13 protein-coding genes are annotated in these 14,464 nt (G+C 60.1%); 11 read left to right on the top strand and 2 right to left on the bottom strand.

The window, feature by feature from the left end; all coding sequences use genetic code 11:
• Window positions 1-7 precede the first annotated feature (7 nt).
• On the top strand, window positions 8-454 hold the full coding sequence (gene folK / locus MHM37_RS06010) for a 2-amino-4-hydroxy-6-hydroxymethyldihydropteridine diphosphokinase (protein ID WP_168444476.1): 447 nt from the start codon (window positions 8-10) through the stop codon (window positions 452-454).
• Window positions 455-568: 114 nt separating this feature from the next.
• Entirely contained in the window at window positions 569-1,390 is an 822-nt protein-coding gene (locus tag MHM37_RS06015; protein ID WP_139526241.1) for a flagellin, read from the top strand.
• Between the two features lie 14 nt (window positions 1,391-1,404).
• Here the strand turns inward: MHM37_RS06015 and MHM37_RS06020 are convergent, their stop codons facing one another.
• Complete coding sequence (locus tag MHM37_RS06020) at window positions 1,405-2,964, bottom strand: BCCT family transporter (protein ID WP_139525977.1); 1,560 nt, start codon at window positions 2,962-2,964, stop codon at window positions 1,405-1,407.
• 411 nt (window positions 2,965-3,375) lie between these two features.
• On the opposite strand from MHM37_RS06020, the gene MHM37_RS06025 reads away from it, so the two are divergent.
• Genes MHM37_RS06025 through MHM37_RS06035 form a run of 3 tightly spaced genes read left to right on the top strand, consistent with a single transcriptional unit; the run spans window position 3,376 to window position 6,007 of the window.
• A complete protein-coding gene (locus MHM37_RS06025) occupies window positions 3,376-4,443 on the top strand; it encodes an ABC transporter substrate-binding protein (RefSeq protein WP_239296802.1) in 1,068 nt (355 codons plus the stop codon).
• Window positions 4,443-5,225: an ABC transporter ATP-binding protein gene (locus tag MHM37_RS06030; protein WP_153843744.1), complete on the top strand. Its 783-nt coding sequence runs from the start codon at window positions 4,443-4,445 to the stop codon at window positions 5,223-5,225. Before MHM37_RS06025 ends, MHM37_RS06030 begins: the two co-directional genes overlap by 1 nt.
• Before the next feature lie 11 nt (window positions 5,226-5,236).
• On the top strand, window positions 5,237-6,007 hold the full coding sequence (locus MHM37_RS06035; protein ID WP_139525974.1) for an ABC transporter permease: 771 nt from the start codon (window positions 5,237-5,239) through the stop codon (window positions 6,005-6,007).
• A 13-nt stretch (window positions 6,008-6,020) separates the two neighbouring features.
• Here MHM37_RS06035 and MHM37_RS06040 read toward each other — a convergent pair whose 3' ends face one another.
• Window positions 6,021-6,743 (bottom strand): DUF481 domain-containing protein, encoded by a 723-nt coding sequence (locus tag MHM37_RS06040; protein WP_139526240.1) that lies wholly within the window; start codon window positions 6,741-6,743, stop codon window positions 6,021-6,023.
• Between the two features lie 153 nt (window positions 6,744-6,896).
• Here MHM37_RS06040 and MHM37_RS06045 point away from each other — a divergent pair, with 153 nt between their 5' ends.
• The 6 genes from MHM37_RS06045 (at window position 6,897) to urtA (ending at window position 14,463) form a co-directional block, all read left to right on the top strand.
• On the top strand, window positions 6,897-8,591 hold the full coding sequence (locus MHM37_RS06045; RefSeq protein ID WP_139525973.1) for a sensor histidine kinase: 1,695 nt from the start codon (window positions 6,897-6,899) through the stop codon (window positions 8,589-8,591).
• A 31-nt stretch (window positions 8,592-8,622) separates the two neighbouring features.
• Entirely contained in the window at window positions 8,623-9,354 is a 732-nt protein-coding gene (locus MHM37_RS06050; RefSeq protein ID WP_239296803.1) for a response regulator, read from the top strand.
• A gap of 244 nt (window positions 9,355-9,598) precedes the next feature.
• Window positions 9,599-10,594 carry a tripartite tricarboxylate transporter substrate binding protein gene (locus tag MHM37_RS06055; RefSeq protein WP_139525971.1) on the top strand — a complete coding sequence of 332 codons (996 nt, stop codon included), beginning with the start codon at window positions 9,599-9,601 and terminating at the stop codon, window positions 10,592-10,594.
• A 107-nt stretch (window positions 10,595-10,701) separates the two neighbouring features.
• Window positions 10,702-11,184, top strand: coding sequence for a tripartite tricarboxylate transporter TctB family protein (locus MHM37_RS06060; RefSeq protein WP_239296804.1), 483 nt, complete (start codon window positions 10,702-10,704; stop codon window positions 11,182-11,184).
• A 48-nt stretch (window positions 11,185-11,232) separates the two neighbouring features.
• Complete coding sequence (locus MHM37_RS06065) at window positions 11,233-12,732, top strand: tripartite tricarboxylate transporter permease (protein WP_239296805.1); 1,500 nt, start codon at window positions 11,233-11,235, stop codon at window positions 12,730-12,732.
• 378 nt (window positions 12,733-13,110) lie between these two features.
• On the top strand, window positions 13,111-14,463 hold the full coding sequence (gene urtA, locus MHM37_RS06070; protein WP_239296806.1) for an urea ABC transporter substrate-binding protein: 1,353 nt from the start codon (window positions 13,111-13,113) through the stop codon (window positions 14,461-14,463).
• Window position 14,464: the final 1 nt, after the last annotated feature.

Below are 14,464 nucleotides of genomic sequence, written 5' to 3' on the forward strand. Positions count from 1 at the left end.
TGTCGCTATGTCATCAACGTCGTCGCATGCAACAACCGGCAGCATGCACCATGAGTGCGTGATCTCAGTGGGGTCCAATATCGAACCCGAACACCACTTTTCTCAAGCGCTGGAGATTTTGAGCAGCGAGTGCGAGCTGGTGGCCCGCTCGTCCGCCGTCCGTACGTCGCCGGTGGGCTTTCAACATCAGCCCGATTTTCTCAATGCCGCGCTGGTGGTGCGCACTGCGCTGGATCGGGACGCCTTCAAAGCCTATCTGAAAGAGGTCGAGGATCGCTTGGGACGGGTGCGCGGGCCGATCAAATCCGGTCCTCGAACCATGGATCTAGACATCGTGGCGTGGGACGGTGAAATCGTCGACGACGGTTACTTCAAGCATCAGTACGTGCGTGGCCCGGTCGATGCGGTATTGAGCGCCAGCGGGCGCTCCATAAGCGCAGGCCCCGTCTCGTAGCCCTGCCATCGCCAGCATGTGAGGTGTCGTCGATGCTGCAGGCCTCATGTTTTTTGGCCATTGGCCGATAACGATGCTAACGGCGCCTTCGCGCTTACCGTCGAGGTCACTTATGTGATCAGCCTTGCGACCAATATCACGTCGCTACTGGTAATGAACCATTTGCGTACGAGCCAACAAGCGATGCAGACCTCCATGGAGCGTCTGTCGTCTGGGCTGCGTATCAATAGCGCCAAAGACGACCCTGCGGGTCAGGCCATCGCTAATCGCATGGGCGCGCAGATCCGCGGCATGAACCAGGCGATCCGTAATACCAATGACGGAATTTCCATGGTGCAAACTGCCGAAGGTTCGCTGAACCTGATCAACGACAGCCTGCAGCGTATTCGCGAGTTGAGCGTTCAGGCGCTCAATGGCACCAATTCGTCAGACGATCTTGCCTCTATTCAGTTGGAAATCGACCAGCGCCTGGAGGAGATCGATCGCGTCGCTGGGCAGAGTAATTTTAACGGCATCAGGCTGGTCGAGAGCGATAAAACCCTCAACATTCAGGTGGGCGCCAACGCCGGAGATGTGATTGGCGTGCGCTTTTCGGGAATGGGGCGCCAGGCCTTGGGCATGGACGGTTTCAGCGTATTGGACGATGGCTCGGCCACGCCCAACCCGATGGATGTCGTGGATGAGGCCATGAAGCAGGTCGATCGTCAGCGTAGTTATTTTGGCGCGGTACAGAACCGTTTCGAGAGCGTCATCGACGGCCTCAATACCAACATCATCACCACCTCCGCCGCCCAGTCGCGTATCCAAGACGCCGACTACGCGCAAGAAGTCTCCAATCTGATTCGTGCCCAACTGCTACAACAGGTGGGTATCGCCATGCTGACCCGGGTCAACCAGCAGCCACAGCTGATTCTGCGGCTGCTGGAGGGGCTATAACGACGAGCCGCCGATCAGCGTTCGTCGATGATGCCCTGTTCCCGTGCCATGGCATAAGCCGCCTGCGGCCCGTTCCATAACGAAGGCAGCAGTATCAGCGACACCGGGATCGCGGTGATCACGATGAACTGCTGCAGCGCGCTGATTTGCCCTGCGCCCATGTACAGCAGCACGGCCGCCATCAGCGCCATGGCAATGCCCCAGAAAGCGCGCATGTAGGGACTGGGGGCATCGTGTCCCGCACCGACGACGGCAATGGCATAGCTCATCGAATCGCCGGTAGTGGCCACGAAAATCGTCGTTAGCAGCAGAATCGCCAGCGCCATCCAGGTGCCGCCGGGCAGCGCCTGGGCCACCGTGAGCGTCGCCACGTCGAATTGGAAGTTGTTGAGCGCTTCGCTGAGGTCGATCACACCGGTGAGCTGGTAATAGATGCCCGAACCGCCCAGCAGCGTAAACCACACGGTGGTGGCAATCGGGGCGAGCACCGCCACGGCCACGATCATCTCGCGAATGCTGCGGCCCCGTGAAATGCGCGCCACGAAGATCGCCATCAGCGGCGCATAGCCAATGAACCAGGCAAAGAAGAACACCGTCCACCACTGCATCCACCACGCCGGGGCGGTTTCAGCGGTCATCGTCGCCATGGTGAAAAACTCGCTGATATAGGCCCCCATACTGGACAGATAGGTATTGACCAAAAACAGCGTGGGGCCGAATACGATGATGACGGCGCCGATGGCCAGCGCCAGCAGCACGTTGAAACGGCTCAACAGCTGAATGCCCTTGTGGACGCCGCTCATGGAAGAGAGCACATAGATAACGCCCAATACGCCTAGGATGATGAGCTGGCCCGTGTAGCCCTCCGGCAGACCAAACAACTCATGCAAGCCAAAGCTCACCTGCGTGGCCAAAAAGCCGATGGGGCCGACCGTGCCCGCCACCAGAGCAATCACACAGCAGGCATCCACGATGCTGCCCAGCGGGCCACGCATCAAGCGCTCGCCCAACACCGGGTAGAGCAGCGTGCGCGGCTGAAGCGGCTGGCCTTTTACGTAGTGCGCATGGGCCAGCACCACGGCGGTGAGCGAGCCCAGCACGGCCCAGGCCATGAAGCCCCAGTGCATGAACGATTGACCCAACGCACCGGCAACGGCGTTGGCGGTGCCCGGTTCGGTATCGAACGCAGGCGGTGTCACGACGAAGTGATACACCGGCTCGCCTGCGGCAAAAAACACGCCGCCACCGGCTAGCAGGGTACACAGAATGATCGAAAGCCACTTGAACGTGCTCATTTCGGGTGCATCGAGGTTACCGATCTTGGCTTTCGCCGCGGGCGTCAACGCCACGCCCATCGCAATGAAAAACGTCAGTAACAGCAGGAGTTGGAAATAGCTGCCCAGGACGAGGGCCGTCCAGGCGAAGCCTGCGCTAATCGAGCTGGCGACTCGTTCGATGTCATAAAACGAGAGCCCAAGAAACGCCACGATAAAGCCGATGCTGAGCAGCAGCACGATAGGATCGCCGAGGGAGAAACGCGAAGACCCCTCGGCGTGTCGAGGAGGTTGGTTCATGATGAACACCTATGGATGGGAGTGGCAGGGAGAAATGCGGAAGCAGAACCACGAGTTTAACAAACCGCTGCGTGAGCCGACTTAACGGCCCAGGAGCATTGGATGCGATACCCGTCGTCGCCGCCCGTTTTCAGGACAAATTTTCAGGACAAAAAAAAGCGCCATTCAATGAATGGCGCGAGGACAGGAAACTGAGCACAGTGTACCGATGAATTAGACCAAAGTCTAACGATTAGAGCGGAAATGTTTAAAAATGGTGCGTGCCGCAAAGTGATTGCACCATTTTGAACGTTTACGGAGCGCCTTCCGCTATCGGCAGCCCTATAACGCTATGAAAAAATAGTAAAAATCGAAAAATGGCAGTATTGCTGCACCGGGCAGGGCATCATTGTATACAAGGTGCCTCAAGCCATGACACAACGCCCTGGTTCTGCTTCACCCCGCTCAATCTCCAGCACGATCTCCAGCACGCTAGGCGGCTTAGCGCTATCGCTGCTGCCGATGGGCGCTCTGGCAGACATGACCCCTATCCGTTTCCAGCTCGACTGGCGATTCGAAGGCCCCGCTGCACCGTTCTTGATGGCGGCTGAAAAGGGCTATTTCGCCGAAGAAGGCCTGGACGTGCAGATCGATTCCGGCAGCGGCTCGGCAGGTGCGGTGAATCGGGTGGCGTCAGGCGCCTACGAAATGGGCTTTGGCGACCTGAACGCGTTGATCGAGTTCCTGGCCGAAAATCCCGAAGGCCCTGGCATCCAGGGGGTCTACATCGTCTATGACGGCACGCCAGCGGCGGTATTTGCCCGCAAAGAGAGCGGCATTGAAAGCCCCGCCGATCTTGCAGGCAAAACCATTGCCGCGCCCGCCTTCGATACCGGCTACCGCGCCTGGGGCATTTTCGCGGCTGCCAACGGGTTGGAAGCCGATGCCGTGGAGTGGCAAAACGTCGACCCCACGCTACGGGAAACCCTGCTGACCCGTGGCGACGTAGATGCCATCACCGGGTTCTACTTCACCAGCCTGCTGAACCTGGAAGAGCGGGGAATGAGCGAAGAGGATCTGACCATCATGCCGTTCCCTGACTATGGCGTGCCGCTCTACGGCAACGCGATATTGGCTAGCGAAGCCTTTGCCCAAGACAATCCCGAGGCGGTTCAGGGATTTTTGCGTGCTTTTAACCGTGCGCTAGGAGAAACGCTGGCCGACCCAGACGCCGCCATCGAGTACGTGAAAAACCGCGATGGCTTGATCGATGTGGAGATGGAGACCCGCCGTTTGAAACTGGCGCTGGAGAGCGTGGTGGACACCCCGGATGCCCGCGAGTTTGGCGTAGGCGGCGTGGATGACGAGCGCTTGATGCAGGCGATTCAACTGGTCGCTGATGCCTATGATTTGCCGACGCTGCCGTCGCCCGATCAAGTGTTCGATTCCCGCTACCTGCCGCCGGTAGAAGAGCGCATGCTGCTATCGGAGACCGAGTGATGTCGGCAGCGTTTGTCCGTTTCGATGACGTAAGCCTGGCCTATGATGGCACCGGCAACGCCATCGAGGATATCAATCTCGCTATCCACGAAGGCGAGTTCGTCGCCTTCGTGGGGCCCTCCGGGTGCGGTAAATCCACCTTCATGAAGCTATGTACCGGGCTGCACGCGCCGACCCAGGGCAGCGTGCGCGTGGACGATGCACCCGTGACCGGACCGCTGAAGATCTCGGGCATGGCGTTTCAGAACGCCAATCTACTTCCCTGGCGTACTACCCTGGATAACGTGCTGCTGCCGCTGGAGATCGTCGAGCCGTATCGGCGGCAGTTTCGGCAGCGCCGCGAGGAGTTCAAAGGCTGGGCGCGGGCGTTGCTTGCCACGGTTGGCTTGGCCGAGCACGAAGATAAGTATCCCTGGCAGCTCTCGGGGGGTATGCAGCAGCGGGCCTCCATTTGCCGCGCGCTGATTCATCGGCCGCGCCTGCTGATGTTGGACGAGCCCTTTGGCGCGCTAGACGCTTTTACCCGCGAAGAGCTGTGGTGCGTGCTGCGGGACTTATGGGAAGCCCAGCGCTTTACCGTCGTGCTGGTGACCCACGATCTCCGCGAAGCCGCGTTCCTGGCCGACACGGTCTACGTCATGAGCCGCCGCCCCGGCCGCGTCATCGAACGGCGCCGTATCGAACTGCCTCGCCCGCGAGCGCTGGAAACCACCTACGAAAAGCCCTTTATCGACCTAGTGCAGGACTTACGCGCCCAGATTGGCGACGTGCGCAGCACCTAACGGATATGAACATGACCCATAACAGCAAGCTGATTGAACGGCTCGCGCCCTGGATCGCTGTGGCCGTTCTCGTGGCCGTCTGGGAAGCCTCCGTACGGCTCTTCAACGTACCGAGCTTCATTTTTCCCAGTGCGCTGGACACCCTGCAGGCGCTGATGACGTATTCCGGGCCGATTGCCATGCACTCCTGGCAAACCTTTTGGACCACGCTGATTGGTTTTGGGTTGGGGGTCGTGGTGGGGCTGGTGCTGGGTTTCATCGTGGGATCGTCACGCTTTCTCTATAACGCCTGCTACCCGCTCTTGGTGGGTTTCAACGCCATCCCAAAAGTCGCGTTCGTGCCCATTCTGGTGGTTTGGTTTGGGATCGGTTCCGTGCCCGCCATCCTCACCGCGTTTTTGATCTGCTTCTTTCCCATCGTGGTGAACGTGGCGACGGGGCTGGCGACGCTGGAGCCGGAAATGGAGGACGTGTTGCGCGTATTGGGTGCGCGGCGTATCGACGTGCTGCTCAAGGTGGGCCTGCCGCGCTCGCTACCGTACTTTTTTGCTTCGCTAAAAATCGCCATCACCCTGGCGTTTGTGGGCACGGTGGTGTCGGAAACCGTGGCGTCTAACCAAGGCATTGGCTACTTGATGATGAGCGCTGGCTCACAGATGCGCATGGGCTTGGTGTTCGCCGGATTGCTGGTGATCAGCGCCATGGCGATGGTGATGTACGAGCTGTTCGCGCTGTTGGAAAAGCGCATGACCGGTTGGGCTCACCGAGGGCAGAACCGCTAGCAGCCACTGCTGTTTACCAGCTATATAGCAGCGAGGCGCTGGTGGTGGTATCGGTGCGCTCGCTGGCGTCTTCGGGCGGTTGAGAGTTGTGCTTCACTTCGTAAGAGAGTCGCAGCGACAGCTTGGCATTCAGCCGGGCAGTGAGAGAGGTCAGCGAGCGAGCGGTGGTGTTGGCTTCGGTGTACTCCACCGACATCTCCTGGGCGAGATCGGCGAATTCAGAGAATCGGTAGCGGTAATCCAGCGCGGTATAGGCGACGGCGAGCTGCTCGTTATCCGTATCTCGCAGGCGGTCGTTGCGATAGCCGGGCCCTGCTTCTAGCGATAGCGTATGGCGCTTACTCTCCAATAGCTGTCGCCCATAGCCGCCAATCACCGAGAGCTGCTGGTCGTAACCGGCAAAACGGTCCTTCTCCCAGCGGGCAAAGCCAAACAGGTAGTGCGGCCCGCTAAAGTCGTAGCGTTCACGCCCTGCGAGCAGATATTGCTCCGCGCTGGTTTCGCCATCCTTGCTGACGTTACGCACTTCCCCTCGCAGCGAATGGGTCAACTGACCGGTCAGCCAGGTCAGACGCGATTTGCCGATCAGTGTTTGGCTATCGGTGTTGCCCGACAGGTGGGTAAAGCCGAGCTCGGCGTCGCCGCTGAACACCGGCGAGTCCTCTTTGGGCGGTGGCGGAGCGTAGAACGGATAAGCTATGGCCCCGGTTGTCCACAGGAGCGTGGTGCCAAACATCAGGGAGCAAAATAGGTGTCGCACGACACTCCTCCTTGAGCGTAGAGTCGTTAAGAGGCTGCTATATAAGCACAGTGAGGCAGCAGCGCAACGACTAACGGCCATTAGGCGCTGCGTGCCATAATGACGCGGTCGCGCACCATGAGTTCCGTTATGACTGCTCCTCGCCCCCGAACACTGGCCGAATTACAGCGCTGGCGCCGCACTCGTGCCAAGCGCCGCTGGTACAAACGCAGTTTTCGCCTGCAAGTCATGATGCTGGTGGGGCTGCTGCTGGCGGGGATGTTGCTGGCCCAGGGCACGTATCTCAACCACCGCAAAGCCGAGATCATCACCCATCAAATGGGCGAGCGGGCGCTGGCGGTGGCCAAGACCGTGGCCGGGATGCCGCAGATCGTCAACGCGTTTGCGACGTCTGACCCCTCTGCCATCATTCAGCCGCTCGCCGAGCGCGTGCGCCATGAGACCGGCGCGCGCTATGTGGTGGTGGGCAATGCCCAGTCTATCCGCTACTCCCATCCCGTTCCCGAACGGATCGGCCAGCCCATGGTAGGCGGCGATAACGAGCAGGCGCTGATCTATGGCCAGTCCTATGTCTCGGAAGCGACCGGCACGCTCGGCACGGCCATGCGTGGCAAGACACCGGTATGGGACGAAGAGGGCAATATCATCGGCGTGGTATCGGTGGGCTTCATGCTCGAACGGGTCGATATGGACGTTGCCCGCTACACCAGTCTGGGCTGGGCCCTCGTGGCGCTCATGATCGTGTTGGGCTTCGCGGGTGCTTACTGGCTTTCACAGCATTTGAAGAAGATCATTTTAGGCTTGGAACCCTATGAAATCGCTCGCTTGGCCATGGAGAAAGAGGCCATTCTGCAGTCGATTCACGAAGGTATTCTTGCGGTGAATCGAGAGGGCCATATCACCTTGGTGAACCAGCAGGCGCGGCGTTTTTTGGCGCTGCCCGACGAGCATGTGCTACTCGGGCAGCCCATTCGGGAGGTGGTGCCCAACTCGCGGCTACTGGAGGTCTTGAAGCGCGGTGAGCAGGAGTTCGACCAGGAGATGTGGCTGGGCGATCATCCGGTGGTGGTCAACCGCGTGCCGATTGTGCATGAAGGCGAAATAGAGGGGGCCGTCGCTACCTTCCGCAGCCGTCGGGAGATCATCGACCTCTCTCAAGCGTTGACCCAGGCGAGCCGCGATGTGGACATGCTACGCGCCCAGGCCCATGAGTTTTCCAATAAGCTCTACACCATTTCGGGACTGCTGCAGCTTCAGCGCATCGAAGAAGCGCTGGCGCTGATTCATCAGGAAACCGAGCGTGCCCAGGCGCAAATGAGCTTTTTAATGCGCCACGTGGCGGATGCCGTACTGAGCGGTACACTGCTGGGCAAGCTCACCCGTGCCCGCGAGCTGGGCGTTGCGCTGGAGATCGACGAGCAGAGTTCGCTCTCCTGTCCGCTGACCCCAACGGGCCAGGAAGTGATGATGAGCGTGGTCGGCAATCTGTTGGATAACGCCTGCCATGCCGCCCTCAACGGGCCACACGGTGACCAGCCCCAGGTGCGGCTATTCTTTACCGATCTTGGCGAGCAGTTGCTCATCGAAGTGGAAGATAACGGACCCGGCGTGCCCGCCGAGCATGCCGAGTCGATCTTCGTCGACGGGTTCTCCACCAAGACCGGCAAACACCGGGGTATTGGTCTCGCCCTGGTGGCCAGGCTTTGCCGTCAGCATGGCGGTGCGGTGACGCTGGAGGAGAGCGAGCTGGGGGGGGCGTGCTTCATCGCCGTGCTGGATCGCGCGCTATGCGCAGACTCCGCCAACTCTTCCCTGACTTCATGACGAGCACACGACGATAATAAGAGGACACCGCATGTCTACGACGCAATACGGCATTTTGGTCGTCGAAGACGATTTTCGCATTGCCGATATCCATCGCGCCTTCATCGAGCAGAGCGAAGGGTTTTACGTGGTCGGCATGGCGCGCAACGGCAGCGAAGCCAAGGCGCTAATGGCACAGCACGCCGCCGATATTCAGCTCATTTTGCTCGATGCCTACTTGCCCGACGTGGAGGGGCTCGAACTACTCTGGGCCCTCCGACGGGATCATGTTCATGTGGACATCGTTATGGTTACCGCCGCCAAAGAGGTGGAAACCATCAGCGAAGCGCTGCGTGGCGGCGTGTTCGACTACCTGATCAAACCCATCGAAGCGACCCGCATGAACCAGATGCTGGCCCGCTTTCGCCGTGAGCGTGAGGCGCTGGCCAATCGCGCGGAGATGAGCCAGGACGAACTGGATCACGTGCTGTCCCGGATGACGCCCAGCGAGCCCACGCGCACGGCAAGCCGAACGCTGCCCAAAGGTATCGACCGTTTGACGCTGCGTCGGGTCGTGGACGCGCTGGCCTGCGAGTCCGATTCGCTCACGGCCATGCAGGTGGCGCGCACCATGGGGGCGAGCCGCTCGACGGCGCGTCGCTATTTGGAGTTTTTGGTCGCCGAGCAGGCCGTCAGTGCCGAGCTGGGCTATGGCGATGTAGGCCGTCCCGAGCGGCGCTATCGGCTATTGAGCGCCGCCAAAGGATGGCTGGAAACGCTATGAGCAGCACGGCGTGAACAAAATGAACAAAACGCACAAAAAGAACAGTTTGTCGTTAATGGCCATAAGCTTGTCGAGGAGGGTGGCACTCTTCTAACGTTCAGGGCGTAACCACACAAAGCTAATCATCGAGTGCCAAGCGCTGCTGGTTAGCCGTGCTTTTGGTTCGTTCGGCGCACACAACAAACCGCGCCCACCAAAACACCGTTTGAACAATAACGCCTGAACAAAAACGTGGAGAACGCCAATGACTACGCTTTCCTTGAAGCGCATCGCCGTGCTGGCCCTGCCGATGGCGGCCCTGGCCATGACGACCGCTGCCCAAGCGCAGGAGTGGACGCCGAGCAAGTCCATCGAATTCATCGCCCCCGCCAACCCCGGCGGCGGTTGGGATACGCTGGTACGCACCATGTCCCGCGTGATTCAGCAGGAGTCTCTGGCAGACGAAAGCTTCGCGGCCATCAACGTACCCGGCGGCGGCGGCGCAGTGGCGTGGGCCCAGGTCGCCCGTGATAGCGGCAACCCGCATAAATTGTTTGCCACCAGCCCGCCGATGATTCTGGTGCCGTTGGCAGGCGCTTCCCGCTATGACCACACCGATTTTACGCCGATCGCCCGAATCAATACCGATTACTCCATCATCCTGGTGGCAGCGGACTCCGAGTACCAAACCCTCGATGACCTGTTCGAAGCACTCAAAGCCAACCCCGGCCTGAGCGTAGGCGGCGGCAGTGCGCCTGGCTCCATGGATCACATTTCAATGGCGGGCCTAGCCTCGGCAGCGGGAATGGAAGCGTCTGCAGTGAACTACATTCCGTTCTCCGGCGGTGGCGATGCCATGACCAACCTGATGGGCGGCCACATCGAAGCGGTGATCGGCGGTGCCGGTGAAGCGGTGGGTCAGTTAGGCGAAGGCAGCCAGCTGCGTGCGCTGGGCGTCTCCTCCGAAGAGCGTCTGGGCGGCGGCTTGGCCGACGTGCCCACCTACCAAGAGCAGGGCTACGACTACACCTTCGACATTTGGCGCGGTGTGATGGGCGCGCCAGAAATGCCGGAAGAGGCGGTCGAATATTACGAAACGCTGTTTGCTGACATGCTCGAAACCGACGCATGGCGCGAAGCCAGCGACCAGCTGGGCTGGATCGATGCGTACCAGAATAGCGAAGAGTTCGGCGCCTTTCTGGATGAGCAGCAAGAGCAGTTCAGTAGCGTGCTGACCGACCTGGGCCTGCTGCGGCAATAAGCGCCAACACCCGTTAGCGATACGCCGGCGGCCAAGCGCCGCCGGATGCGTCTATCTGTTACCGCGAGAGCCAGCGCATCAGCGCTGGTGTCTTCGGAGAAATCCCAATGACTCGATTGAATATCAACCAGTGGCTAGCACTCGTGCTGGCGCTAGTGGCGGCTGTTTACTTGGCCATGGCCTGGCAAATTCCGACGTTCCCTCTGCCGCGCCCAGTGGATTCGGACCTCTTCCCCAAAGTGCTGGGTGTGTCGCTGCTGATTCTGGCTGCGCTGCTGTTTTTCGAGAAGCCAAGTGCCATCGCTGGGGCCGATGAGATCGACCATGAGGCCACCCGAGGTCCGCTCCTATTCACTCCCTGGGCACGCGTCATCGTGACGGCACTGGCCATTGCCGCCTATGCCTTCTTGCTGGTGCCGCTGGGTTTCGTGCTGGCCTCCACGCTGCTGAGCGTGGGGTTGACCGCCTATTACGGCTATCGACGCCATGGCGTCAACCTAGCGGCGTCGCTGGGCGTGGTACTGGCCCTTTACCTGACCATGACGCGGGTAATGGATGTTTATCTGCCCACCGGCGTACTGCCGTTCTAAGCAGGCGTGCAAGCGCACGCTTAGCAGGCTTTAACGAGAGACACTCCCATGGATGCCTTGAACAATCTGATGTACGGCTTTGGCATCGCGCTAGAGCCCATCAATATCGCCTACGTATTTGCCGGTGTGTTTGCCGGTACCATCATCGGCATGCTGCCCGGCCTAGGGCCGATCAGCGCGCTGGCCCTGATGATTCCGATTACCTTTGCCATGGAGCCCTCCTCCGGGTTGATTCTGATGGCCGGGGTCTACTACGGCGCCATCTTTGGCGGCTCGACCTCCTCCATCCTACTCAACGCCCCGGGCGTGGCGGGCACGGTGGCGACCTCCTTCGATGGCTACCCGATGGCCAAGCAGGGCATGGCGGGTAAGGCGCTGGCCATTGCCGCTTACGCCTCCTTCATCGGCGGCACGGTGTCGGTGATCTTTTTGATGCTGGTGGCCCCGCTGCTTTCCAAAGTGGCGGTGAGCTTTGGCCCGGCTGAGTACTTCGCCCTGATGGTGCTGGGCTTGACGGCGGTCGTATCACTGTCGGACAAGTCGCTGGTCAAAGGCCTGATTGCGGCGGTCGTCGGCGTGATGATTTCGATCGTCGGGATCGACACGCAAACCGGCACTGAGCGCTTTACCTTCGACTCGATCCAGCTGCTCGACGGTATCGACTTCCTGGTCGTGGCGCTGGGTATCTTCGCCCTGGCGGAAGTGTTCTACATGCTGCTACGCGGCGGCGGTGGTAAAGAAGTGCCACGCAACGTGATCGGCTCGCTGAAGCTGAGCCGTGGCGAAGTGAAGAAGATCGCTGGCCCCATCAGCCGCAGCTCCGTACTGGGCTTCTTTACCGGCGTATTGCCGGGGGCGGGCGCCACCATTGGCTCTTTCCTGGGCTATAGCATGGAGAAGCGCCTAGCGAAAGATGGCGACACCTTTGGCCAAGGCAACATCAAAGGCGTGGCCGCGCCGGAGGCGGCCAACAATGCCGCGTGTACCGGCTCGTTCGTACCGCTGCTGACGTTAGGCGTACCGGGCTCCGGCACGACGGCGGTGCTGTTGGGCGCGCTTCTGGTGATGGGCGTCACGCCTGGCCCAATGATGCTGGAGCAGCGCCCGGACGTGTTCTGGGGCGTGATTGCCAGTATGTATATCGGCAACATCTTCCTGCTGGTACTCAACCTGCCGCTGATTCCGCTGATCGCCAAAATCCTCGACCTGCCGCGTCCGCTGCTGCTGTCGATGATCCTGATCTTCTGCATGATCGGCGTTTACGGCATGAGCTTCAGCGTGTTCGATCTGCTGCTGCTACTGGGCTTTGGCCTGTTGGGCTTGGGTATGCGTCTGTTTGGCTTCCCCACCGCGCCGCTGATTCTGGCGCTGATCCTCGGCAACATCATGGAAGAGTCCATGCGCCGGGCGCTGCAGATCTCCGGCGGTGACTGGACCACCTTCATCGACAAGCCGATCTCGCTGGCGCTGCTGGTGATTGCGGTGCTGTCGCTGGGGCTGCCGCTGCTCAAAAAGCGGCGCAACAAAGCGGCGACCGCCGCTCACTAATCCGCTTTGATGGATCCCTAAAGCGCCCTCGCCTCTGCGGGGGCGCTTTTTGTCGTGTGCACCTTTACCCGTGGTGCAAAGCATTGTCTTGGTGCATGGCAACCGTGCATGCGCGCTGTCTCGTTGCGCTATTTTGGTGCTAAGTGGCCTGGGGCACGTTTTTTGTATACGGCTAAGTGGTTGATTGTGTTTTTAATCATGGTCTTTGTTCCACATTGGCGCACCCCTTGCAGTGTGTAGAGCGACGTGTGAAGAACGAGCAGCAACTCGCTACCCACGAGTGGACGCACCAAGTGCTCCGTCGCCTCGATAACGACAACGCTTGGCCGCGGTACCCCAAACACGAGCCCCAACCATAAGGGGCGCAAGGAGGTTCAAGTGACCACACTGCAGCGCAAGACACACCCTCGTACCCTTAGCCGTTTCGCTACTGCCTTGATCACCGCCGCCGTTATGGGCGCGAGCGCCCAAGCGGTCGCCCAAGATGACGACCCCATCAAAGTCGGTATTCTGCACTCGCTCTCTGGCACCATGGCCATCAGTGAATCCACCCTGAAAGACACCGTGGAAATGCTCATCGAGCAGCAGAACGAGGCCGGTGGCCTGTTGGGCCGTCAGCTAGAGGCCGTGGTGGTCGACCCTGCGTCCAATTGGCCGCTGTTTGCCGAACGCGCCCGTGAGCTGCTGGCCCAGGAAGAGGTGGATGTGATCTTCGGCAACTGGACCTCCGTCTCCCGTAAAGCGGTGCTGCCTGTGGTCGAAGAGCTCAACGGCCTGCTGTTCTACCCGGTGCAGTACGAGGGCGAAGAGTCGTCGGAAAACGTCTTCTACACCGGGGCTGCCCCTAATCAGCAGGCCATTCCTGCCGTGGAGTATTTGATCAACGAAGTGGGCATCGAGCGCTTCGCGCTGATCGGTACCGACTATGTCTACCCGCGCACCACCAACCGCATCTTAGAAGCCTTCCTGAAAGATGAGCACGGTGTGGCGGAAGAGGACATCATGGTCAACTACACGCCCTTCGGCCACTCGGATTGGCAGAACATCGTCTCCGAAATCCGCCGCTTTGGCGAAGAGGGTAAGCCCACCGCCGTGATCTCTACCATTAACGGCGACGCCAACGTGCCGTTCTACCGCGAGCTGGCTAACCAGGGTATCGACGCCGCCGACATTCCGGTCATCGCCTTCTCGGTGGGCGAGCAGGAACTGTCCGGTATCGATACCGCGCCGTTGGTGGGCCACCTGGCCGCCTGGAACTACTTCATGAGCGTGGATACCGACGCCAACTACGACTTCATCGATGCCTGGATCGAGCATACCGGTGACGAGATGTCGGTGACCAACGACCCCATGGAAGCGCACTACATCGGTTTCAACATGTGGGCCGAAGCGGTGCGTAAAGCGGGTACCACCGACGTGGACGCGGTGAAAGACGCGATTATCGGCGTGACCGTGCCGAACCTCTCCGGCGGCTATGCGGCGATGATGCCCAACCACCACATCACCAAACCAGTGCTGATTGGTGAAGTTCAGGATAACGGGCAGTTCGATATCGTTTGGCAAACGCCCTCTACTGTGGCCGGTGATGCGTGGTCGGACTACCTACCGGGCTCCCGCGACCTGATCTCTGATTGGCGCAAGCCCATGGAGTGCGGCAACTTCAACGTTGTGAACGGCTCGTGCGGGGGTAGCACCGCCGCAGAAGAAGCCGAAGCAGCGCTCGCCGAATAAC

The sequence above is a fragment of the Halomonas sp. MMH1-48 genome (genome assembly GCF_022348105.1).
Classification (GTDB): Bacteria; Pseudomonadota; Gammaproteobacteria; order Pseudomonadales; family Halomonadaceae; genus Vreelandella; species Vreelandella piezotolerans.

Coding starts and splice junctions, on each gene's coding strand:
- MHM37_RS06040 (WP_139526240.1), bottom strand. CDS start 6,743: ATGTTTGGCACCACGCTCCTGTGGACAACCGGGGCCATAGCTTATCCG.
- MHM37_RS06030 (WP_153843744.1), top strand. CDS start 4,443: ATGTCGGCAGCGTTTGTCCGTTTCGATGACGTAAGCCTGGCCTATGAT.
- MHM37_RS06060 (WP_239296804.1), top strand. CDS start 10,702: ATGACTCGATTGAATATCAACCAGTGGCTAGCACTCGTGCTGGCGCTA.
- MHM37_RS06025 (WP_239296802.1), top strand. CDS start 3,376: ATGACACAACGCCCTGGTTCTGCTTCACCCCGCTCAATCTCCAGCACG.
- MHM37_RS06065 (WP_239296805.1), top strand. CDS start 11,233: ATGGATGCCTTGAACAATCTGATGTACGGCTTTGGCATCGCGCTAGAG.
- MHM37_RS06035 (WP_139525974.1), top strand. CDS start 5,237: ATGACCCATAACAGCAAGCTGATTGAACGGCTCGCGCCCTGGATCGCT.
- MHM37_RS06020 (WP_139525977.1), bottom strand. CDS start 2,964: ATGAACCAACCTCCTCGACACGCCGAGGGGTCTTCGCGTTTCTCCCTC.
- MHM37_RS06055 (WP_139525971.1), top strand. CDS start 9,599: ATGACTACGCTTTCCTTGAAGCGCATCGCCGTGCTGGCCCTGCCGATG.
- folK (WP_168444476.1), top strand. CDS start 8: ATGTCATCAACGTCGTCGCATGCAACAACCGGCAGCATGCACCATGAG.
- MHM37_RS06050 (WP_239296803.1), top strand. CDS start 8,623: ATGTCTACGACGCAATACGGCATTTTGGTCGTCGAAGACGATTTTCGC.
- MHM37_RS06045 (WP_139525973.1), top strand. CDS start 6,897: ATGACTGCTCCTCGCCCCCGAACACTGGCCGAATTACAGCGCTGGCGC.